Below are 22982 nucleotides of genomic sequence, written 5' to 3'. Positions count from 1 at the left end.
ACTCATAGAAAAAGCAATATAAACCTTTATGAAAGTTGAATAAATTGGGGTGCATCCCGGCTGGCCGGGTTACACCCCGTTTTTCGTTCTATTGTTTACACTCCGAACATGGTAATGCAGTGCCTTGGGCAAACGCCGGCGCACTCGCCGCAGCCGACACATTTAGAAGGATCGACGGCTGCAAGGGAATTTGCGACATGGATGGCGTCGTACTGGCAGGTCTTTTCACATTTCATACAGCCGATACAGCCGACTTTGCAGACTTTGCCAGTCAGGGCGCCCTTGTCGCAGTTGCTGCACCGGACCACCGCCTGCTTTGTTGCGGGGACAAACGAAATCAAATGTTTCGGGCAGGCTTTTACACACATGGAACAACCTCTGCACTTGACCGGATCGATTTTGGCAACACCGTTGCAAACGCTGATCGCGCCATATTGGCAGGCATTCATACAGTCGCCCAGGCCCATGCAGCCGTACTGACAGCTTGCCACGCCGCCGGCGACGATCGCCGCCCCCGCGCAGGTCGCAATTCCTTCGTACTCCACCTTATCGGTCGTATTGTCATAGCTGCCAAGGCAGTGGACCAAGGCCACCTTTGCTTCCACGTCACCCGGGGCGCAGCCAAGGTATTCGGAAATAGTTTTTGCTACCGCCGCGCCGCCCACAGGACAGAGTCCGGGTTTCGCCTCGCCCGAGGACAACGCCTTTGCGTAGCCGTCACAGCCGGAATATCCGCAGGCGCCGCAGTTGGCTCCCGGGAGCATGTCGCGGATTGCTTCGGCTTTTTCGTCCTTGGGCACGGCCATGACGATCGACGCAATCGCAAGGATGAGGCCTGACAAGAGGCCGATCCCGGCCACAATCAGGACCGGAGTCAATATTTCATTCATATCTGCATCTCCTAACCCAGCATGCCGTCAACAAGGCCCTGAAAGCCGAGAAACGACACGGCTGTCAGCGACGCGGCAACCAGTGTGATCGGCAAGCCCTGAAGGGATTTCGGAATATCGTTGTTTTCAATTCTTTCCCGCACTCCCGCGAAGATGACCATGGCCACCAGAAAACCGATACCGGAGCCAAACGCGTTTACAAGCGACTGGATAAATCCAAAGGTCGGGTCGGACTGGCCTTTCTCAATGACCAGCATGGTTACGCCGAGCACGGCGCAGTTGGTGGTAATGAGGGGAAGGTATATGCCGAGCGCATTGTACAGCGATGGAATGTATTTTTTCAGTACCGTCTCAATAAACTGAACGAGGGCCGCGATAATCAGAATAAAGACGATTGTCTGCAAATACGCAAGGTTGAGCGGAACCAGTACATAGGTATAAATCGGCCATGTCACCGCGGTGGAAATCACCATGACGACGGTAACCGCAATGCTCATGCCGGTTGCGGTGTCCAGCTTTTTGGAAACGCCCAGAAAGGGGCAGATGCCCAGGAATTTATTAAGAATGTAGTTTTCGGTTAGTATGGCAGCCAAAAAGATGGCGACTAATCCCTTGATCATTTTCCCGCACACTCCTTTTCTTTTTCAGCCATCATTGAGCAGCTTCCGCAGAGAGGACAGTTCTGGCAGCCCAGCTCAGCCGGTTCGGCGCCCTTTTCAGTAGCAAATTTGTTTGCAAGCGCAATCATCATACCAAACACGAAGAAGCCTCCCGGAGGGAGAAGGAAGATGATAATGGGTGACACAAACCCGGCAGTAATCGGAAAGCCGAAAACCGTTCCGGCGCCCAGAAGCTCGCGGATGATACCCATCACCAGCAGCGTGGCGGTAAAGCCGACGCCCATCCCCAGGGCGTCCAAAACGGACGGAAGGACTTTATTTTTGTTCGCGAACATTTCGGCCCTGCCCAAAATGATGCAGTTGACAACGATCAGAGGCAGGTAGATTCCGAGCGCCGCTTTCAGGCTCGGGGAATACGCCTCGATCAGCATCTGCACAATGGTGACAAAGCCCGCGATCAACGTGATATAGCAGGGGATACGCACCTTGTCCGGGATGACCCTGCGCAGCAGGGAAATAACCGTGTTCGATCCCACCAGCACAAAGGTCGTGGCAAGGCCCATGCCGATCGCGTTGCTTGCGGAGGTACTCAGCGCAAGCGTAGCACAGGTACCAAGCACAAGGCGAAGAACGGGATTCTCCTTGATGATACCTTTGCTGAATTCCTGCCATGGAGTTTTCGCCATTTTATTCGCCCCCCTTTACTTTCTGATATTGTTTGATTGCGTCGTTCACGCATGTGGTGACAGCCTTGCTCGTAATGGTGGCGCCCGTCATCGCCTCGATCTGTGTATCCGACGCGGTACCGGATTTAATCACTTCAAACCCGTTTTCGGGGACGGCTTTTTTGTACTGATCGCGGAAGCTTTCTTTTTCCGCATTCAGGCCGAGGCCCGGCGTATCTCCGATGGTCAGCAGGACAACGCCGGTGATTTTGCCGTCCTTGTCAATGCCAGTCATTACCTTCAGATCGCCGCCGTAGCTTTTTGTCTTGGTGGTAAACACATATCCGGTAAGCTCGTTTCCGTCTTTGCCGATGGCGTAGGAACCGTCTTTTGAATTCTCAAAAGCCTTCGCGGAAGGAAGTACAAGCTGGCGGGAAGCAGCTTCGGACTGTTTGTTGATCTCCACGATTTTATCGCGCGTCATCAGGTTTGTGCCAGCCAGCAGAACCGCGGTGACCAGACAGATCACAAACAGTGTGAGGGCGGGGGTGAGCACCTCTTTTTTGTCAATCCTCAACTTTCACACGCTCCTTTCCGAATGCCGTAGGACGTGTTAAGCGCTCGATATGCGGTACCAGAAGGTTCATAAGGATAATGGAGAAGGACACACCCTCCGGAAGCTGTCCGAAAATACGGATCAGCATGGTAATGATGCCCGCACCGACGGCAAAGACGATCTTGCCCTTCAGGTTGATCGGGGAGGTGGCGTAATCGGTTGCCATGAAGATGGCGCCGAGCAGCAGGCCGCCCGCGAGCAGGTCGAACAGAACATTCCTTCCCGCGATCAGAGAGATCACGGCAACGGAGCCGATATAGCACAGCGGGATGACGGGGCTGATGACCCCGCGCACCACCAGATAGATACCGCCGAGAATCAGCGCCACTGCACAGGTCTCCCCAAGGCATCCCGCGCGGACGCCAACCAGCATATTGAGCAGCGTCGGCATGGTGCCGCTTGCGCCCTCCTTCAAAATGCCGAGCGGGGAAGCGGTGGTCATCGCGTCGGTGCTGTGCAGATAATAAAACGGGGTGTTCCAGCTGCTCATCTGGGCGGGAAAGGAAGACATCAGGATGATGCGCGCGGTCAGCGCCGGATTTACAAAATTCTGTCCGATTCCGCCGAACATCTGCTTTACCACCACAATGGCGGCAACTCCGCCGAAGATGACAATGAACGGGCTGACGCCCACGGGTACGTTAAACGCAATCAGAATTCCGGTTACTGCGGCGCTCAGGTCGCCGATGGTATTTTCACGCTTCATGACCTTTCTGCAGATATATTCGCTGAGGACGCAGGAGGCAACGGAGCAGAGGATAAGCACGAGGGCCTTGAATCCGAAGATAATCACGGAAGCGATTGCCGCCGGAGTCAGCGCCAAAATAACGTCCAGCATGATTTTTGGGGTCGTTACGCCGCTTCTGATATGGGGAGAAGACGATACGATCAATTTCTCTGTCATTGTTTTTTACCTCCCGCTTTTACCAGTCCCTTGCCGAGCCGGATGGCCTGTACCAGAGGCCTGCCCGCCGGGCAGTTGAAAGCACAGGTGCCGCATTCCATGCAGGTCATGACGTCGTATTCCTGAAGCTTTTCAACATCCTTGGCATTGGAGTATTTTTCAAGCTGCGTGGGGATCAGATTCATAGGACAGCCGTCCACACAGCGGCCGCAGCGGATGCAGGCGGTCGGCGCGTTCATCCGGGCTTCCTTTTCCCCGAACGCGAGGATGCCGTTGTTCTGCTTGAGAACGGGCAGTCCGTCACTAGCCAGGGCAAGGCCCATCATGGGGCCGCCCATCAAAAGCTTTTTCGGTTCCGACTGGTATCCCCCGCAGAATTCAATCATGTCGGCGATCTTTGTGCCGATCGGGACAATGACATTTTGCGGATTCCGGATCGCCGACCCGTCAATGGTGACCCTCTTTGTCACAAGCGGCATCCCAGTTTTCAGGTATTTGGCAATAAATGCAACAGAGGTAATGTTCATTACGAGGCAGCCCACGTCAGCCGGCAGTTTTCCCATCGGGATTTCGCGGTCCGTACAGGCCTTGATAAGCACCTTTTCAGCACCCTGCGGATAACGCGCATGCAGAGGAAGAATGCGCACGCGGTCGTCCGGATCGTTTGTCTCGCTGTCCGCGATTTTTTTCAGAATCTCAATGACGTCGGGCTTGTTGTCTTCAACGGCAATGATCACGCGTTCCAGCTTCAGCAGATCCACCACGGCGTAAATCCCCGAAAGCACGTCCCAGGAATTTTCAATCGCCTCGCGGTTGTCCGCTGTTATGTACGGCTCACATTCCGCCGCGTTGACAATCATGGTGTCAAGCTTTTTATCCTTCGGAACGTTGAGCTTTACGTGCGCCGGAAACCCCGCGCCGCCAAGCCCCACCAGTCCGGATTCCCGGATCGCTTTCGTAAATGCTTCCGGTGTTTCTGTTGCTGGCGGCTTTACGTCCGGGGAAACGGTCATCTGGCCGTCGGAGTCGATGACAACCGCATCGGTGTACTGCCCTCCGGGCAGCATGACTTTTTTGATCGCGCTGACTCTTCCCGAGACGCTCGCATGAATCGGAGCGCTGATGAATGCGCCGCTGTCTGCAATTTTCTGTCCCACCAAAACGGTTTCGCCAACTTTTACAAGCGGGGTGCAGGGAGCGCCTGCATGCTGCTGCATGGGCAGCACCACCTGCGCCGGAGGCGGCATCACGGCAGACTCAATTTGCGCCGTGTTCTTATGGTGGGGAACGTCCGCACCGCCATGCGTTTTGAATGGCCTGGCCGGAAATGTCAATTCCATGTTTTTTCCTCCATATAATTTACTCAATCTGCTATCAAACCGGAAAACGGTTCTGATATATAAAGAAAACACGCCTGCAAAGTTTGTTCACAGACGTGCCGCGGGAAAACCAATGCTGCCGGAACATACTTAAAAGGAGAAGAAAATTCTGATATTCTAATTTTACTCAATCTATATCAAACTATATTTCTTTTGAATAATTTTAAAGCAATTTGCAAGATTATCCGTTACGAATACCTGATGATCACTGTTGATAAAGATTCCGCCGGCGTTGAATTCTTTCAGAAGGGCGGTCCCTTTCTCTTTTCCCAAAACAAAACAGGCGGTGGAGAGCCCGTCGCTCAGCGCGCCGTTGTCACAGACCACTGTGACGGAAAGCAGGCCGTTGTTTTCCGGATAGCCGGTTTTCGGGTTTAAAAGATGGTGATAGGTAACGCCGTTTTCTGTAAAATTTTTTTCATATGTACCGGAAGTGGACACAAAGCCGGAGGCCAGGTCAATCGTACCCATGGAAGCGCTCTGTGTTTCGAAACTGTTGGGATCGCGCACCGCCACACGCCAGGGCGATTTGTCTTGCTTGGTTCCGAATACTCCCACGCTGCCGCCGACGGCGATGATTCCGCAGTCCGCTCCGGCCTGCCGGTAGGCGGCGACTGCTTCGTCACAGGCGGCGCCCTTTCCGATCGCGCCCAGCTCGACCGCGGTGTAGTGCAGCTTCAGGGACGCGGTGGAATCCTGTTCGTTTACTCTTAAATTGTTATAGTCCACGTATTTTAAATAGGTATCGATTTCCGCCTTAGAGGGAACACGCTGATTCTCTCCTCCGAAATCCCATAGGGAGGTAATCGGCAGGATGGTAGGGTCAAAGGCTCCGCCGGACTTCTGAGCGACGGTAAGGCTTTTTTGAAGCAGAGCGACGGTCCTCGCGTCGAGCTTGACCCAACTGGAACCGGAAGCCTGATTCAGCTTGTCGATATCAGAGTCCGCGATTCTCCATGAAATCAGGTCTTCCAGTTCGCCTATTTTTTTAGCCGCGGCGGTTGCCGCCGTTTCCGCATTTTTTCCGTAAACGGTCTGCTGGACATAAGTTCCCATTGCGAAGTTCGTACATTCGTAGCTGTCCGCGCGCTGTCCGAATCTGATCCAGAGGAAGGCCAGACAGACGATGACGGCGGCTAGCAGGACGCTGAGCGTCAGAATAATTTTTTTGTTTTTATCCATTGTTACCTCCCTTGCATAACTGCTTACAGCATTTCCAGTTGATTCTGCAACAAGACTGCGTTCCTCCCCGCTGAAGGCGGGGGAGGAACGTGCTTTGTCTCGCAAACTGAAATGGAATTGCTATAGAATTATATCACGATTTGGGGTTATTTCAAGGATTTCGGTGATTTATGAAAAGGGAAGCCGGTCGCCGGCGCAGTTGCCGGAAGCTGGCTTCCTGTGGTTTCCAATGGCTTTTACTGAGGGGGATCATATTGTTCGGGTGCGCCGTTTATGTGCCCGGATGTTTCAAGCTGGCTGTCAAAAACGACAAACCGGCTTCTGCCGCAGCGCTTCGCTTCGTAAAGGGCGGCGTCCGCTTTTTTGTATAAGTCCGCGTAGGTTCTGCCGTCTTTCGGATAAATTGCGATACCGATGCTGCCGGAGATGGAATACTGTTTCGGCCCGTTTTCGAAAGTCTGCTGCAGGCTCCGGTGAATGGCGTCCGCCTTTTCGGCCACCAGGGACAGGTCGCCGATGCTTTTCAGAAGCACCATGAATTCATCCCCGCCGACACGTCCCACCACATCGGAGGTACGGAACAGCTTTTTCAGCTTGCCGCCGATTTCCGCCAGCACCGTGTCGCCGAACATATGGCCAAGGTGATCGTTGATATCTTTGAAATGATCGACGTCGATGATATACAGTGCGCAAAGCTCGTTGCCGGCCAGCGCCTGTTCAATATACGCTTTTGTGGCGGATTTGTTCAGCAGCCCGGTCAGCCCGTCGCGCTGCGCTTTCTGCACCAGCTTTTGGGTGGCTTCCTTCTGGCAGGTGATGTCGCTGATCCGTCCGATGGCCCGGACCGGCTCGCCGTTCTGATTAAAAATCGTAGTGATCTTCATGCTGTACCAGAGATAGGAGCCCTGCTGGTCCTTCAGCCGGTATTCGCCTTCCGCGCTGTGCGCTCCGTTTTTGACGCTGGTAAACATGGAGCGGAACAGGCCGAGGTCGTCGGGGTGAATCCTTTCGCTTTCCAGCACACTTTCAGGAAAGTTCCGGATTGCGCTGCCGCCGCCGAACACAGAAAGGCCGCTTGTGCTGTTGGATACCGTCCCGTTGACGATATCGTATTCAAAAATCATACTGTCCGACTGGTCCAGTACGATTTGATAGCGCTCATTGCTGATTTCCAGCTCCTGCATGATTTCCCGCTGGCCGGTAATGTCCGTCAGCAGGCAGTAAAGCTCGGGCTCCATGCCGCTTTCGGCCATCAGCTGTCCCTTGTCGAGAATCCAGATCAGGGAGCCGTCCTTTCTTAACAGGCGGTACTGCACGTCGATGACGCTGCCGTTCTGAAGTTGGGCGTCTATGCTCCGCTGAACGACCTCACGGTCGGGCTCATAAATCATGGTGAGGAACCGGTTGTGAAAGCACCGCCCGATTTCTTCCGTGGTATATCCGGTCAGCTGCGGAAAGCCGTCGCTGCAGTACACGATCGTAAGGGAACTGTCGTATTTGCAGTGCTGTACGCAGCCGGGAATATTGGCGGTCAGCGCTTTCAGCTCCTGAATCCCTTTTCTGACGTCGGCGTTTTTCCGACGCAGCAGAACGACAAAGTAAGTTCCGAGCAGAAGAAAAGTCAGCGCGGTCCCCGCCACAGGAATTGCGCACAGCAGCAGAATACGCCCGAATCTGGAAAAAACCGCGTCACCCGGAACCGAGGCGGCCAGGTACCAGTCCGTCCCCATAACGGGAGCAAAGTAAAGATAGCCGTAAGAACCGCCGGTCCTGTACTCCACGGCACCGCTTTCCGAGCGGTCCATGATCCCGCGGATGCGGTCAATGCTGTCCCGATTGCCCTGGCTTCTGTTCAGCAGACAGGAGAACAGATTTTCGCTTTTGCTGTCAAACGGCGTGTCCGACTGAAGAATGACGCTGCCGTCGCGCCCGAGCAGAAGGCGGGAGCCGGAGCCGCCGTATACGGCTGTGCTGAGGGCGTCCGTCAGCGGACCGGTGTCGGAAATCCCCATCAGGACGCCGGTTACGGCTTCTTTTTGATAGACCGGTACAGAAAAAAGCAGGCTCTTTTTTCCGTAAAAAGCAAAGCCGCAGACTGCTTTTTGACCAGTTAAGGACTTTTTAAAGAAATCATATTCCGCCACATTGCTTTTTTCGCCGCTGTCCGAAGTGCTGTCTCCGTTCAAATCCGCAATGGCGGTCTGTACGAACGCGCCGTTTTTGGCAAAAGAGCGCATCGCTTCTGTAACAATTGGGCCGCTTTGAACCTCCCTGCTGCCAATAAAAGACGCCAGAGAGCCTAAAACCGCAAATTTTTCGCTGAACTGGTCGGACAATGCCTTGGAATTCTGCTGTTCGCTTTCCTCAATTTCCTGATCGACAAAATTCCGGATATCTTTTTTCAGCTGAAAGGCAAATACAGTGAAGGAAGTGGTTAGAACAGAGCAGGAAATGGCAAGAATCAAAACCGTTTTCAGCTTTGGGTTTGTTTTCACATGCTCACGTCCTTTCCAATAGCATTATTGAAAAAACAGCAGATGACATTAAATAAAATATACACTATTTTATTTTCGTGTACAATGATTTATTTTCATAAAAATAATTATATATAAAGAATAAATTGTAATAATCTAACGGAAAAAGGGGGTTCAGAGTACACCCTGCGCTTCGCGGGTGATAATCTTTATGCAAATGACGGCGGCATTATGCGATGTCCGGCTTACCGCCAATGCGGGTTGGGAAGCGGAAATCCCCGGATTTTCGGCATAGGGAAACAGATACATAAAACGCGAAAATAATCCGTTGAAATTTGTGTCTTATTACAAATTTGAATAAAAATACTTTTTACTTTCACGCAGTATGCTATACTATAAGAATTCAGTAATTTATCAGGATAGAGCAGGGGAATCCTGCGATTTTCGACAGTCTGCATGTTCGACATGCTCAGATAGATACTATCAATTCTTGGAAAGCCGGAGGAAATGATGTCGGTTCAGAAAGTAAAGGATTATTTAAAGTTATACGGGATGGAAGAACGCCTGCACGAGTTTTCGGTTTCGAGCGCGACGGTGGAACTGGCCGCACAGGCGCTGAATGTTGAGGAAGCGCGCATTGCAAAATCGATCTCTTTTCACAGCGACGGCGGCTGCGTGATTGTCGTCGCTGCGGGAGACGCCAAGGTGGACAACGCAAAATTCAAGGCGGAGTTCAACACAAAGGCGAAAATGCTTGCTCCCGACGAGGTGGAGCAGCTGACCGGGTACCGGGTCGGGGGCGTCTGCCCGTTTGGAAATCCGCCCTGCGCAAAGGTGTACTGCGACGTTTCGCTGAAACGCTTCTCCAAAATTTTTCCTGCGGGCGGCAGCGCAAGCTCCTGTGTGGAGCTGAGCTGTGACGAGCTTTTCAGCGTTTCCCAAAGTGTAAAATGGGTGGATGTCTGCAAAAACTGGCAGGATCTACAGGGAAAAGGATAGGGGTTTACCTTCATGAGAATGCGCAATAAACCATGGGCCGCGCCGGAGCTGGATGCGTGCGGCTTTTTTGTCCGCGATCCCGCACAGTATATTGGAAAATGGCACAGCTTTTTCCGGCGGCGGCAGCCCATCTATCTGGAGCTCGGCTGCGGTAAGGGCCTTTTTATCGCCGGGCTTGCCCCGCAAAATCCGCAGATCAATTATATGGGCATCGATTTGAAGGATACCGTTCTCGGCCCGGCCAAACGGAATATTGAACAGGCGTTCCGGGAGCGGAACGCGGAGCCGGACAACGTCGTGCTGATGGCGCAGGATATTGAGCGGATTCTCACTGTGATGAATGCCGAAGATACGGTGGAGAGAATCTATATTCATTTCTGCAATCCGTGGCCGAAGGCCAAGCATCACAAACGGCGGCTGACCTATCCCCGCCAGCTTGAGAATTACAAGAAGATTCTGGAAAAGGGCGGAGAAATCCACTTTAAAACGGATGACGACGTCCTTTTTGACGATTCGCTGGTGTACTTTGAAGAAAGCGGATTTACGATTCTGTCTGTGACCTACGATCTGCACGGCGGCGGTCAGCAGGAAAATGTGCTGACCGAACATGAAAAAATGTTCATGGAAAAGGGCATAAAAATCAAGGCGCTTGTCGCCCGGTGGACGGGAGAATAAGATTGTTTTATTTATTTTTGCAATATGCATTGACAAATTATGCAATATTCACTATAATTCCTATATGTTTAGTAATGTTATTTGAGGGGGTGTCGGCTTGGGCGAGGCGATCATCGAAATTCAATCGTTGAGCAAAACCTTCCACACGAAGGACTCCGAGGTGCGGGCTTTGAGCAATATTGACCTGACGATTGAAAAAGGCGATATTTTTGGCATTATCGGCATGAGCGGCGCCGGTAAGAGCACGTTGGTACGATGTATCAACATGCTGGAAAAACCGTCGGAGGGCACTGTCCTGTTCGACGGGCGCGACTTGTCCGCCCTTTCCGACAAGGACCTGCGCACGGTTCGCCGGTCCATGGGAATGATTTTCCAGCAGTTCAATCTTTTGATGCAGCGCACGGCGGAGCAGAATATCTGTTTTCCTCTGGAGCTGGCCGGCGCTGACAAGGCATCCGCAAAAAAAAGGGCGAAAGAGCTTCTGGAGCTCGTCGGCCTGGCCGACAGGGCCCGGGCTTATCCCGCCCAGCTTTCCGGCGGCCAGAAACAGCGTGTGGCCATTGCCCGCGCGCTTGCGACCAATCCGAAGGTGCTTTTGTGCGACGAAGCCACCAGCGCCCTTGACCCCACCACCACCACGTCGATCCTGGCGCTGCTGAAGGATATCAACCGCCGGATGGGCATCACCATTGTCATTATCACGCACCAGATGAGCGTAATAGAGGAAATCTGCAACCGCGTCGCCATTATTGACGACAGCCGGATTGCCGAGTCCGGTTCTGTGGAGGATATTTTCCACAGGCCGCAGACGGCGGCGGCGCAGAAGCTGGTCTATCCCGAAGGGAAACATCCCGATAAAATGATCAGCAAGCGATGTATGCGCATTGTGTTTGATGGAAATTCTTCTTTTGAGCCGATCATTGCGAATATGGTCCTCGACTGTAAGGCGCCCGTCAATATCCTGTACGCAGACACCAAAGACATAGACGGCAAGGCATTTGGCCAAATGGTGGTCCAGCTGCCGCAGGACGAGGCTCTGGCGCAGAAGATGTTTGACTATGTACGCGCGAAGGGTCTGTCCGCTGAGGAGGTGAACGGTTATGTGGGATGAGTCGACGCTGAGCATGCTGCTGCAGGGCATTGGTGAAACCCTGTATATGGTTCTGACTTCCACACTCTTTGCCTATATTATCGGATTGCCTGTGGGAATCCTGCTGTTCACCAGCGCAAAGGACGGGATCCGCCCGCACGCTTCTCTGTATAAGGTGCTGGATGTGATCGTCAATCTGACCCGTTCCATCCCGTTCCTGATTCTGATGATCGCCATCTTTCCGTTTACAAGGCTGGTGACGGGCAGCGCCATCGGCGCCACGGCGACCATCGTTCCGCTGACCCTGTCGGCGGCGCCCTTTATCGCGAGGCTCGTCGAGTCTTCGCTCAAAGAGATCGACATCGGCGTTATTGAAGCCGCGCAGTCCATGGGCGCGTCCGACTTCCAGATTATCTGGAAGGTCCTGCTTCCCGAATCCAGACCGTCCCTGATTGTGGGCTGCGCCATTGCGGCGACTACCATTCTGGGATATTCCGCCATGGCCGGCGTTGTCGGCGGCGGCGGGCTGGGTACCATTGCAATCAATTACGGCCTTTACCGCTGGCAGGGCGAAATGATGCTGATCGCCACTATCCTGCTGGTTGTGATCGTTCAGGTGCTTCAGGGCATCGGGATGAAGGCGGCCGGACTGAGCGACAAAAGAAAAAATTAAACGATAAACGGTTTCTATCTGAATTTTGGAGGTTTTATTAATGAAAAAGTTATTATCAGCGATCTTAATTGCGGCGCTTTCTGCTTCCGTATTTGCCGGCTGCTCGACTTCCGCACCTGCTTCCTCTGCGGCCGCTTCCTCGGCTGCTGCCGCCAGCGAAGCGGCAAGCACGGCGGCCCCCAAGAAAATTGTCATCGGCGCGTCCCCGACACCGCACGCGATTATTTTGAAGGAAGCCGCCAAGCTGCTGAAAGACAAGGGATACGATCTTGAGATCAAGGAATTCTCCGATTATGTTCTGCCCAATAAGGCTCTGGACAGCAAGGATCTGGACGCCAACTACTTCCAGCATCAGCCGTATCTGGATGAATTCAACAAGGAAAATGGAACCAAGATCGTTTCCGCGGGCTCCATCCACTATGAGCCGTTCGGCATTTACGCCGGAAAAACCAAAGCCCTTGCCGATCTGAAGGAAGGCGCCACCATCGCGGTTCCGAACGATACTTCCAATGAGGCCAGAGCGCTCCTGCTGCTCCAGGATCAGGGACTGATCAAGCTGAAGGACGGCGCCGGGATCACTGCCACGCAGAAGGATATTGCGGAAAACCCGAAGAAGCTGAAGTTTACGGAAATTGAAGCCGCCCAGCTGGTCCGTACCCTGCCCGACGTGGATCTGGCCGTCATCAACGGCAACTATGCGCTTGAAGGAAATCTGAAGGTTTCCGACGCGCTCGCAGTCGAAGCGGATGACTCCCTTGCGGCGACCACATACGCCAACATTATCGCTGTCCGCGAGGGCGACGAAAACCGCGAGGACATCAAGGCGCTGGTAGAAGTGCTCAAGAGCGAGGAAATCAAAACCTTTATCACTAATACGTTCAGCGGAGCTGTTGTTCCGGTAAAATAAGCGAAAGCAATGATAAGAAACACCTGCACGGAGAAATCCGTGCAGGTGTTTTAGCGTTGAAATAAGAGCTGTATTTTGCTACAATAGGATTAATTCCATCGAAACCCGCCGCTGCGAAACAGCCGCAGAAGAGTGGGAAAAGAAAACATAGGGAGTATGGCTATGAAGTGTTATCGGATTACGAAAGAAACGCTTGAGGAAGCGGAAACTCCGTTTGCGCCGGATACCGTCTGCGTCTGTACGCCGGAGGAACTGCGCGCCGGTCATTTCTGCGCGGCGCAGCACACGTTCGACGAGTGCGGGAACCCGGGACCCGCCAAGCTGGAAGCGTACGACGGGTATGACTTTATTCTTCTGAATGTCGTCAACGACAACGAACGATATCTGACCCGCCGGATCGGGCTGTATATCATGCCGGACCGGATTGTCTTTGTCGGCAACAGGGAAAATTGCGCGGTACAGGATGTGCTGGATGCTTTTGCAGGCGGCAAAACATCCAATCTGAACATCACGCGGATTCTTTACGCATTTTTCAACAACCTGACCATTCATGATTCGGAGGAGCTGGAAGCGCTGGAAGAGGAAATCTCCGCGCTGGAGGAGCGGGTCATGGAGGGCGCGAACGAGGATTTTATCAAGGACATCATCGCGATGCGGAAAAGGCTGATGTTCTATAAAAAATATTATGAGCAGCTGCTGGATGTCGCGGAGAGTATCGAGGAAAACTCCAACGGGATTCTGTCCTCCGGCGCGCTGCGCTATTTCAAGATGTTTACGGCCCGGGTGGACCGCCTGAACCGGAGCGTCCTCAACCTGCGCGACTATATCACACAGGTGCGCGAGGCGTATCAGTCACAGGTGGACATCGGGCTGAACGCGATTATGAAGCTGTTTACCGTTATTACCGCTATTTTTCTTCCGCTTACGCTTCTGGTCGGCTGGTACGGCATGAATTTCAAGTATATGCCGGAGCTTCAGTGGCCGTACGGCTATGCTTTTGCCGCGGGTCTTTCGATCGCTTTTGTGGTACTCTGTATTCTTTTTTTCAAAAAGAAGAAAATACTGTAAAAACCTTCTTTTGAAAATAATTTCAAAAAGTACTGGAACTATTTTGCTCGCTGTAATATAATTATGAGGAATCAGACAGTTTTCGCAGGATAAAAAAGCTTGTTCGATGGTCATTATAAACAAAAAACATTGTTAGTGTGAAATAATATTGACAATCAGATCACTCTGATGTAGAATGGAAATACCTTGAAACCGGTTTCAAAATTGGAAAGGAACAAGGTCCGGTTCAACCGCATTTTTAACAGGAAAGCTATGGTGATGATTTTGGCTCAGATCAGTGATGTGGCGAGATTAGCTGGTGTTTCGTCGGCAACTGTGTCTCGTGTCATCAACGGGACGGCAAAGGTAAGTGACGAAAAAGTAAAACGCGTTTTGGAAGCAATCGATGCAACCGGTTTCAAACCGAATGAAATCGCGCGTTCGCTCTATAAGAAGTCTTCTAAAATCATTGGTTACATCGTGCCGAGCATCCTGAACGTTTTCCTGACCGAGATCGGCCGGGCGATTGAGGACGAGGCATTTCAGAACGGCTATAAGATGATTCTGTGCAATTCGGACGAAAATCCGAAAAAGGAAGTCGCCTATATCAATATGCTTACCGCCATGAATGCGGACGGCATTATTATTACCGCAAACAATGATAATCTGGACGAAGAAATCCGCAACTGCCCGCTGCCTGTTGTCGCTCTGGACAAGGACGCAGGCAGCCGTTATACTGCGGTGGTCCAGTCCGACAATTACTCGGGAGGGCGCATTGCCACCGAGCATCTGATCGAGTGCGGGTGCCGCCATATCGTCCTCATGCGCGGGCCGCAGAAATATTCCAGCGGAAGCCAGCGCTTTCTGGGCTATGTGGATGTCTGCAACGAACACGGCATTCAGCCTTTGTTCATGGAAAGCCAGTACAGCTTCGACGCGGTCGAAAGCTCGCGCGAGCTTCTGAAACGCTTTCCGCACGTGGACGGGATTCTTGCCCTGAGCGATATGACCGCGCTGTCCCTGTATAAGGTGCTGTGCGAGCAGGATAAAAAAGTTCCGGAGGACATCATGATTGTGGGATACGACGGAGTGGAGCTCAGCTCTTTGATGACGCCTGCGCTGACCACCGTCGTACAGCCGATCGAGGAAATCGGGCGGCTTGCGGCAAAACTGATTATCGATCAGGTCGCAAATGGGAAGCTTAGCTCCAGAGAGAACGTGTTGCCTGTTTCTCTCAAAATGGGGCAGACGACAAGAATGCGCAAATGAAGAAAGGCGGATACTATGAATAAACGAGTTTTTTTGATTGTACTCGACAGTGTCGGTATCGGCGAAGAGCCGGACGCCGCGGAGTACGGCGACGAAGGGAGCAATACGCTTGCCGCCGCCGCGACAAGCAGGTATTTTGATATGCCCAACATGCAGAAGCTGGGCCTTTTCAACATCGAAGGCGTCACCTGCCGCCCGGGGGCGGAGCATCCCGAGGGCGCGGTCGCGCGCATGAGGGAGATTTCCAAGGGCAAGGATACCACGATCGGCCACTGGGAAATTGCGGGAATCAATTCGCCCAAACCGCTGCCGACTTATCCGGACGGCTTTCCGCCGGAGGTTATCCGCGCGTTTGAAGAAAAAACGGGCCGCAGGGTCATCTGCAACAAGCCCTATTCCGGCACCGATGTCATCCGGGATTACGGCAGGGAGCATGCCGAGACGGGCGCGCTCATCGTTTATACCTCCGCGGACAGCGTGTTCCAGATCGCGGCGAATGAAGAGCTCGTGCCGGTGGAAGAGCTTTACCGCTACTGCCAGATCGCAAGGGAACTGCTGGCGGGCGAGCACGGCGTCGGTCGGGTGATCGCAAGGCCCTTTGTCGGCACCTATCCGGATTACACCCGTACCACCAACCGCCACGACTTCTCGCTGCTTCCCCCGAAGACGACGATGCTGGACCAGCTGAAGGAAAGCGGCTATGACGTGATCGCTGTCGGCAAGATCAACGACATTTTCGCCGGCAAGGGGATTACCCGGTTTATGAGGACAAAGGGCAACGCGGAGGGGATTGACCGTACGATCGAGCTGACAAAGGAAAGCTTCAACGGCCTGTGCTTTATCAATCTGGTCGATTTCGATATGCTTTACGGCCACCGCAACGACGTGGACGGTTACGCCAAAGGCTTGACCTATTTTGACGAAAAGCTGCCTGAAATTCTGGCGGGCCTTCGCGAGGACGACCTGCTGATGATTACCGCGGACCACGGCTGCGACCCGATCACGCCCTCCACCGACCATTCGCGGGAATACACGCCCTGGGTGATTTACGGCAAACAGGTGAAGGCCGGGGCCAATCTGGGGACTCTGCCGACCTTTGCCGATATCGCGGCCACGATTCTTGATTATTTCGGGGTGAAGCCGGAAATTACCGGCATGTCCCGGCTGAAAAATATTGTCGACTGAACAGGAGGAGACTATGTCTAACGTACCAACGCCCCATAACGGGGCCAGAGAAGGAGAAATCGCAAAAACCGTCTTGATGCCGGGCGATCCGCTCCGCGCCAAATTCATCGCCGAAACCTATCTGACCGACCCGGTCTGCTTTAACACCGTACGCAATATGCTCGGCTACACCGGAACGTACCGCGGCAAACGCGTGTCCGTCATGGGCGGCGGAATGGGAATCCCCTCCGTGGGGATTTACACCTACGAGCTTTTCAATTTATACGGGGTGGAAAACATCATCCGCATCGGTTCCGCCGGCGGGATCGCCGACAATGTGCACGTGCGCGACGTCGTGGTCGGCATGGGTGCCTGCACCAATTCCAACTATGCGGCGCAGTACAATCTGCCGGGTACGTTTGCGCCGATTGCCGGCTATGGCCTTCTCAGAAACGCGGTTGACGCCGCGGAAAAACTGGGCGTGCATACGGTCGTAGGCAATGTGCTGTCCTCCGATACCTTCTACGACGACAACGAAAACGCGCTGGCTTCGTGGAAAAAGATGGGCGTGCTGGCGGTGGAGATGGAAGCCGCGGCTCTCTATATGAACGCCGCAAGGGCCAATAAAAACGCGCTCTGCCTCCTTACGATCTCCGACTGCCCGTTTACCGGGGAATCCCTTTCGGCACAGGAGCGTCAGACAGGATTTACCCAGATGATGGAAATTGCGTTGGAAATCGCCTGACTTCATAGAAAAATTGATTGCAAAATGCGGTAAAATAAAGTAAGATAATTTTCGGCGCGAAAAGAAAATGGGAGTAATATCACGTTTACGTGGTATTCCATATATCCAAAAAAATAATCAGGAGGAAAAATTAATGAAGAAGATTGTAGCACTTTTTCTTGCAGTTATGATGGCAGTTTCTGCGACCGCCTGCGCTTCCAATGCCCCGGCGGCATCCAGCTCAGAAGCGGCCAGCTCAGCTGCCGAAAGCAAGGCGGAATCCGCGGCAGCGACCGATTTTAAAATCGGCATGGTAACGGATACCGGCGGTGTCAACGACCAGTCCTTCAACCAGTCCGCGTGGGAAGGCCTTCAGAAGCTTTCCAAGGATACCGGCGTCACAGTCAAGTATTCTGAATCCAAGCAGGAGTCCGACTACGCGACAAACCTGGACAAAGCTGCCGACGACGGCAACAATCTGATCTGGGGCATCGGCTTTGCAATGGCCGACGCCATCCTCAATTCCGCAAAACAGAATCCGGACATCAACTATGCGATTATCGATAATGCATATGAAACCACCCCCGCGAACGTAACCGGCGTAATGTTCCGTGCTCAGGAGCCTTCTTTCCTGGTCGGCTACATTGCGGCCAAAACAACAAAGACAAACAAAGTCGGTTTTGTCGGCGGCATGACCAGCGCCATCATCGACCAGTTTGAGTACGGCTACAAAGCCGGCGTTGCTTACGCTGCAAAGGAACTCGGCAAAACCATTACTGTTGACTCTCAGTACGCGGAGAGCTTCACGGATTCCGCAAAGGGCAAGGCAATTGCGACAAAGATGTTCTCCAACGGCTGCGACGTTGTGTTCCATGCCGCGGGCGGCGTCGGGGTCGGCGTTATCGAAGCAGCTAAAGAAGCCAAGAAATACGCGATCGGCGTTGACCGCGACCAGGCTTATCTTGCACCCGAAAACGTTCTTACCTCTGCTTTGAAGCTGGTTAACCAGGCTGTCGAGCTCGTTTCCAAGGAAGCGATGGACGGCAAGGAAATCGGCGGAAAAACTTACACCTACGGCCTGACCGAGGATGCTGTCGGGATTCCGGAAGAGCACAAGCTCATGGGCGACGACACCTATAACGCGGCAATCGCGCTCGAAGGCAAGATCAAGGATAAGACAATCACTCCTCCGGCGAATAAAGATGAATTCGCAGAGTTCGAAAAAGGACTTAAATAATTATTACTCTTTTATTCTTTTGGGCAACGGGGCGCATAAGTGTTATTGCGCCCCGTTGCGCTTAAAAAGAATTGATTAACGGGCAGGGGGTCTGTTGTAATGGAAGTCAACCGGGAATACGCGGTGCAGATGCACGGTATTACAAAAATGTTCGGCTCCTTTTGCGCTCTGAATGACGTCAGTCTCGATGTTAAGAAGGGTACGATTCATGCCATATTGGGCGAGAACGGCGCCGGAAAAAGTACATTGATGAATGTTCTGTACGGCCTGTACCAGGCCGAAGCGGGGGAAATCTTCCTGAATGGGGAAAAGGTCAATATCAAAAACCCGAATATTGCCATTGAACACGGAATCGGCATGGTCCATCAGCACTTTATGCTGGTAGACAATTTCACCGTGACCCAGAACATTATTCTGGGCAACGAAGTGACCAATCAGTTCGGCGTATTAAACATGAAAAAAGCACGCGAGGAAATTCTTGAAATCGTAAAGAAATACGGGCTGGAAGTGGATCCGGACGAAAAAATCGAAGATATTTCCGTTGGCATGCAGCAGCGTGTTGAAATATTAAAGGCACTCTACCGCGGAGTCGACCTGCTCATCCTGGATGAGCCCACGGCGGTCCTTACTCCGCAGGAAATCGATGACCTGATTCAGATCATGCGCAATCTGATAGCGGATGGGAAAACGATCATCATCATCACTCATAAGCTCAAGGAGATCAAAGCCTCCTCGGACGTCTGCACCATTATCCGCCGCGGCGAGTATGTCGACACGGTAAACGTCGCCGATGTGGACCAGGAGGAGCTTGCTACCAAGATGGTCGGCCACGCGGTCCAGCTTGTGGTCGAAAAATCTCCGGCCGATCCGGGCGAGGTCGTCTTTGAAATCGACAATCTGACGGTCAGGGACGAACGGAAGCTGGAGGCGGTCAAAAATCTGTCGCTGAAGGTGCGCAAAGGCGAAATCGTCGGCGTGGCGGGCATTGACGGAAACGGCCAGAAAGAGCTGGTCGAAGCCATCACCAACCTGACAAGGGCGGTGAGCGGCACCATCAAAATCAACGGCGCCAAAATCCAGAACACAACGCCGCGCAACGTTATCGACCATAAAATCTCCACGGTGCATGAGGACCGGCAGAAGCGCGGACTGGTTCTTCCGTTTACGGTGGCGGAAAATATGGTGGTCGAAAAATACCGCCGTCCGCCGTACAGCAAAAGCGGTATGCTCAACAGGAGCGAAATCCTTTCCTACACGAAGAACCTGATAAAAGAATACGATATCCGCCCGGATAACTGCGAAAGCCAGCCGGTGCGCGGGCTTTCGGGAGGAAACCAGCAGAAGGTCATTCTTGCGCGTGAAATATCGAACGAGCCCGATCTTCTGATCGCCGTTCAGCCGACCCGCGGGCTGGACGTAGGGGCGATTGAATACGTACATAAGACGCTGATACGCGAACGGGACAGGGGCAGGGCGATCCTTCTGATTTCCCTGGAGCTTGACGAGGTCATGAATGTCGCGGATACCATCGACGTGATTTACGCGGGAACGATTGTCGACAGCTTCAGGCAGGGAGAAGTCGACGAAAAGACGATAGGACTTTTGATGGCGGGAGGTAAGCTTGATGAAAACAACAGTCAAAATTCTTAAAAAACCGATTACCTCCACCTTTATTGCGATTCTGTTCGGTTTTCTGGTTGCCGCGGTCGTGCTCGTCTTTGCGGGCTACAATCCATGGGAGTCCTTCGGGGCGCTGTTTCGGGGAATCTTCGCAAAGCCGAAGTACATTTCCAACGTCATTATCAAGGCGACACCCATCATATTGACCGGACTGAGCGTTGCGTTTGCCTTTAAAACCGGCATGTTCAATATCGGTGCCGAGGGCCAGTACATAGCGGGAACCATCGCCGCCGTCTGCGTCGGTGTCAAGTTTAATTTTGCCCCCGTCATTCAGATTCCGCTTGTGGTGCTTTCCGGCGTGCTTGCCGGAGCGATTTTCGGCGGGATCATCGGCTATCTGAAGGCGCGGTTCGGCATTCATGAGGTCATTACCAGCATCATGCTGAACTGGATCGGCCTTTACCTTTCCAACTTTATTGTCAATACGGCGACTTATCATCAGCCGAATTCCACAAGCTCCTTCGCGGTGAACGACTCGAGCTTCACCATGCTCCTGCCGAACTGGAAAACCTCCAAAGCAGGCATGGCCGCGCTGAAGCCGCACCAGTGGCTGTATGAAATGATGCTGAAAACCGATGTGAATTTCGGTATCCTGATCGCCGTGGTCATGGCCCTCGTTATCTGGGTGCTGCTTTACCGTTCCACAAAGGGTTACGAACTGCGCGCGGTCGGCTTTAACCGCGACGCCGCGGAATTCGCGGGCATCAATGTGGGCCGCAACATCACCCAGGCGATGCTGATTGCGGGGGCACTGGCGGGCCTTGCGGGGGCACTGGCGATTACGGGAACCTCGCCGCACAAAATTTCCCAGATGGCGGCGTTTGAAAACAACGGCTTCAACGGCCTGTCCGTCGCGCTGATCGCCGGTTCCTCTCCGATAGGCTGTATTTTTGCCGGGCTTTTGTTCGGCGGCCTGCTTTACGGCGGGCAGAGCGTACAGCAGGATGTCGGAGCGCCGACGGAGATTATCAACATCATGATCGGCACCATCGTATTCTTTGTGGCTCTGACGAAAATTGTGCCGTCACTTGCCGACAGGCTTGAAAAGAGAGGTGCTCACCGTGTTAAGTAAAATTCTTCTGTTGCTCGGTATTACGCTGATGTACTCGACTCCCCTGGTGTTCGGCGCTTTGGGCGGCGTTATTTCGGAGCGCTCCGGCGTCGTCAACATCGGGATTGAGGGAATGATGACGGTAGGCGCGTTCACGGCGGCCGCGGTCAGTTATTTTACCGGCAATCCGTGGCTCGGCCTGCTTGCGGCCGGCGCGGCGGGCGGCCTGATCTCCCTTCTGCACGCGGTGGCTTCCGTCACCTTTAAGGCGGACCAGACCATTTCCGGTATCGCTATCAATTTGATCGGGCCGGGGCTGGCGCTGTTTTTCTGCCGTCTGATGTTCGACGACGCGACCATGACGCTTCCGGCAAAAACACTGCCAAAGCTGTTTGGGGAAAGCGGGTTTGCCGACAGTCCTCTGAAAAATCTGAACGTGGACGTCACGGTCGTGCTTGCGCTGGCGGTGTCCGCCGCCATGTGGTTCTTCCTTTACCGGACCAAATGGGGACTCCATGTGCGCTCGGTGGGCGAGCATCCCGCCGCCGCCGACACTCTTGGCATTAATGTCAGCCGCGTCCGCTACCTGTGCGTGTTCGTATCCGGCATCCTGGCCGGTTTCGGCGGCGCTTCCATGACGCTTGCCATTATCTCTCAGTTTACGCCGACCGCGATCAGCGGGCAGGGTTTCATCGCGCTGGCAGCCGTTATCTTCGGAAAATGGACTCCGTTCGGCGCTTACGGCGCATGTCTGCTCTTCGGCTTTGCACAGGCTCTGACGATTGTGCTGGGCGGCGGCGACTTTGCCGTTCCGTCCCAGATTCTTGCGATGCTTCCGTATATTCTGACCATTGTGGTCCTGATTCTGTTCGTCGGCCGCTCGGTCGCCCCGAAGGCGGACGGCGAGCCCTATGAAAAGGGCGTAAGATAACAGGACGCAGCATTGAAAATAAAAAAGGAGATCATGAAAATGGATCACCAGGAAATACTGGAGAAAGTAGATCATACCCTGCTGACACAGACCGCGACATGGGAAGAAATCAAGCAGATCTGCGACGATGCGGTCAAATACCGCACCGCGTCGGTCTGCATCCCCGCCGCGTACGTGAAGCGCGCGAAGGAATACGTCGGCGACAAAATGGCGGTCTGCACCGTGATCGGTTTTCCGAACGGCTATTCCACGACGGCGGTCAAGGTATTTGAAACGAAGGACGCGATTCAGAACGGCGCCGATGAAATCGATATGGTCGTCAATATCGGCTGGGTGAAGGACGGGCTTTTCGATTTACAGCTGGACGAAATCCGGCAGGTAAAAGCCGCCTGCGGCACGCGCATCCTGAAGGTCATTATTGAAACCTGCCTGCTGACGAAGGAAGAAAAGATCAAAATGTGCGGGGTAGTGACCGAATCCGGCGCGGATTTCATCAAGACCTCGACCGGCTTTTCGACGGCTGGCGCTACGTTTGAAGACGTCGCTCTTTTTGCCGCCCATATCGGGCCGAAGGTCAGAATCAAAGCCGCCGGCGGCATCAAAACCATGGACGACGCGGAGAAATTCGTATCGCTCGGGGCTTCCCGCCTCGGCACGAGCAGGATTATCAAAATCATAAAAAATGAAGAGGCGCACGGATATTGACCGGCTCCCGGCAAATATGAAAATTCTGAGGAGCGGCGGCAGCCGTTCCTCAATTCTATCTACAGCAGTTTCATTCAGCTTGTGAGACGAAATACGTTCT

At 53.3% G+C, this 22982-nt stretch carries 22 protein-coding genes; 14 read left to right on the top strand and 8 right to left on the bottom strand.

Annotated features, from left to right (window positions below; translation table 11 throughout):
- Nucleotides 1-95: 95 nt before the first annotated feature.
- The 8 genes from ACRQU7_RS12125 to ACRQU7_RS12090 all read right to left on the bottom strand — a co-directional run bounded on the left by ACRQU7_RS12125 (nt 96) and on the right by ACRQU7_RS12090 (nt 8751).
- Complete coding sequence (locus ACRQU7_RS12125) at nt 96-890, bottom strand: RnfABCDGE type electron transport complex subunit B (RefSeq protein WP_444641130.1); 795 nt, start codon at nt 888-890, stop codon at nt 96-98.
- An 11-nt stretch (nt 891-901) separates the two neighbouring features.
- Nucleotides 902-1510, bottom strand: coding sequence for an RnfABCDGE type electron transport complex subunit A (locus ACRQU7_RS12120; protein WP_038324790.1), 609 nt, complete (start codon nt 1508-1510; stop codon nt 902-904).
- A complete protein-coding gene (rsxE, locus tag ACRQU7_RS12115; RefSeq protein ID WP_444641128.1) occupies nt 1507-2196 on the bottom strand; it encodes an electron transport complex subunit RsxE in 690 nt (229 codons plus the stop codon). The genes ACRQU7_RS12120 and rsxE overlap by 4 nt, the downstream gene beginning before the upstream one ends.
- A gap of 1 nt (nt 2197) precedes the next feature.
- Nucleotides 2198-2752, bottom strand: coding sequence for an FMN-binding protein (locus tag ACRQU7_RS12110; protein ID WP_052010635.1), 555 nt, complete (start codon nt 2750-2752; stop codon nt 2198-2200).
- Complete coding sequence (locus tag ACRQU7_RS12105) at nt 2742-3695, bottom strand: RnfABCDGE type electron transport complex subunit D (RefSeq protein WP_038324788.1); 954 nt, start codon at nt 3693-3695, stop codon at nt 2742-2744. The genes ACRQU7_RS12110 and ACRQU7_RS12105 overlap by 11 nt, the downstream gene beginning before the upstream one ends.
- The gene (gene rsxC, locus ACRQU7_RS12100; protein WP_444641126.1) at nt 3692-5035 is read right to left on the bottom strand and encodes an electron transport complex subunit RsxC; all 1344 of its coding nucleotides are present in this window, start codon (nt 5033-5035) and stop codon (nt 3692-3694) included. The genes ACRQU7_RS12105 and rsxC overlap by 4 nt, the downstream gene beginning before the upstream one ends.
- A gap of 171 nt (nt 5036-5206) precedes the next feature.
- Nucleotides 5207-6256, bottom strand: coding sequence for an FAD:protein FMN transferase (locus tag ACRQU7_RS12095; protein ID WP_038324785.1), 1050 nt, complete (start codon nt 6254-6256; stop codon nt 5207-5209).
- Nucleotides 6257-6492: 236 nt separating this feature from the next.
- Nucleotides 6493-8751, bottom strand: coding sequence for a diguanylate cyclase domain-containing protein (locus ACRQU7_RS12090; RefSeq protein WP_444641123.1), 2259 nt, complete (start codon nt 8749-8751; stop codon nt 6493-6495).
- Nucleotides 8752-9240: 489 nt separating this feature from the next.
- Between ACRQU7_RS12090 and ACRQU7_RS12085 the strand changes: the two genes are divergently transcribed.
- The 14 genes from ACRQU7_RS12085 (at nt 9241) to deoC (ending at nt 22882) form a co-directional block, all read left to right on the top strand.
- Complete coding sequence (locus ACRQU7_RS12085; protein WP_444641121.1) at nt 9241-9729, top strand: YbaK/EbsC family protein; 489 nt, start codon at nt 9241-9243, stop codon at nt 9727-9729.
- Nucleotides 9730-9741: 12 nt separating this feature from the next.
- Nucleotides 9742-10404: a tRNA (guanosine(46)-N7)-methyltransferase TrmB gene (gene trmB / locus ACRQU7_RS12080; RefSeq protein WP_444641119.1), complete on the top strand. Its 663-nt coding sequence runs from the start codon at nt 9742-9744 to the stop codon at nt 10402-10404.
- A 97-nt stretch (nt 10405-10501) separates the two neighbouring features.
- The gene (locus ACRQU7_RS12075) at nt 10502-11515 is read left to right on the top strand and encodes a methionine ABC transporter ATP-binding protein (RefSeq protein WP_038324781.1); all 1014 of its coding nucleotides are present in this window, start codon (nt 10502-10504) and stop codon (nt 11513-11515) included.
- Nucleotides 11505-12167, top strand: a complete 663-nt coding sequence (locus ACRQU7_RS12070) for a methionine ABC transporter permease (RefSeq protein ID WP_038324779.1) — start codon at nt 11505-11507, stop codon at nt 12165-12167. The genes ACRQU7_RS12075 and ACRQU7_RS12070 overlap by 11 nt, the downstream gene beginning before the upstream one ends.
- A 40-nt stretch (nt 12168-12207) precedes the next feature.
- Nucleotides 12208-13074, top strand: a complete 867-nt coding sequence (locus ACRQU7_RS12065) for a MetQ/NlpA family ABC transporter substrate-binding protein (RefSeq protein ID WP_444641117.1) — start codon at nt 12208-12210, stop codon at nt 13072-13074.
- A 162-nt stretch (nt 13075-13236) separates the two neighbouring features.
- Nucleotides 13237-14142, top strand: a complete 906-nt coding sequence (locus ACRQU7_RS12060; protein WP_444641116.1) for a magnesium transporter CorA family protein — start codon at nt 13237-13239, stop codon at nt 14140-14142.
- Nucleotides 14143-14394: 252 nt separating this feature from the next.
- Nucleotides 14395-15390: a LacI family DNA-binding transcriptional regulator gene (locus tag ACRQU7_RS12055; RefSeq protein ID WP_243122472.1), complete on the top strand. Its 996-nt coding sequence runs from the start codon at nt 14395-14397 to the stop codon at nt 15388-15390.
- A gap of 15 nt (nt 15391-15405) precedes the next feature.
- Complete coding sequence (locus tag ACRQU7_RS12050; protein ID WP_444641113.1) at nt 15406-16575, top strand: phosphopentomutase; 1170 nt, start codon at nt 15406-15408, stop codon at nt 16573-16575.
- Between the two features lie 13 nt (nt 16576-16588).
- On the top strand, nt 16589-17299 hold the full coding sequence (gene deoD, locus ACRQU7_RS12045) for a purine-nucleoside phosphorylase (protein WP_444641111.1): 711 nt from the start codon (nt 16589-16591) through the stop codon (nt 17297-17299).
- A gap of 133 nt (nt 17300-17432) precedes the next feature.
- Nucleotides 17433-18515 carry a BMP family ABC transporter substrate-binding protein gene (locus ACRQU7_RS12040; protein ID WP_444641109.1) on the top strand — a complete coding sequence of 361 codons (1083 nt, stop codon included), beginning with the start codon at nt 17433-17435 and terminating at the stop codon, nt 18513-18515.
- Nucleotides 18516-18614: 99 nt separating this feature from the next.
- Nucleotides 18615-20165, top strand: a complete 1551-nt coding sequence (locus ACRQU7_RS12035) for an ABC transporter ATP-binding protein (protein WP_444641107.1) — start codon at nt 18615-18617, stop codon at nt 20163-20165.
- Nucleotides 20140-21267: an ABC transporter permease gene (locus tag ACRQU7_RS12030; protein ID WP_444641105.1), complete on the top strand. Its 1128-nt coding sequence runs from the start codon at nt 20140-20142 to the stop codon at nt 21265-21267. Before ACRQU7_RS12035 ends, ACRQU7_RS12030 begins: the two co-directional genes overlap by 26 nt.
- Complete coding sequence (locus ACRQU7_RS12025; protein WP_038324769.1) at nt 21257-22177, top strand: ABC transporter permease; 921 nt, start codon at nt 21257-21259, stop codon at nt 22175-22177. The genes ACRQU7_RS12030 and ACRQU7_RS12025 overlap by 11 nt, the downstream gene beginning before the upstream one ends.
- 39 nt (nt 22178-22216) lie before the next feature.
- The gene (deoC, locus tag ACRQU7_RS12020; RefSeq protein ID WP_141825476.1) at nt 22217-22882 is read left to right on the top strand and encodes a deoxyribose-phosphate aldolase; all 666 of its coding nucleotides are present in this window, start codon (nt 22217-22219) and stop codon (nt 22880-22882) included.
- Nucleotides 22883-22982: the final 100 nt, after the last annotated feature.

This window comes from Caproiciproducens puteiluti (assembly GCF_052442865.1).
GTDB lineage: Bacteria > Bacillota > Clostridia > Oscillospirales > Acutalibacteraceae > Caproiciproducens.
The sequence above is the reverse complement of the archived record's forward strand: the minus strand, read 5'-3'. Positions and strand labels throughout refer to the sequence as shown.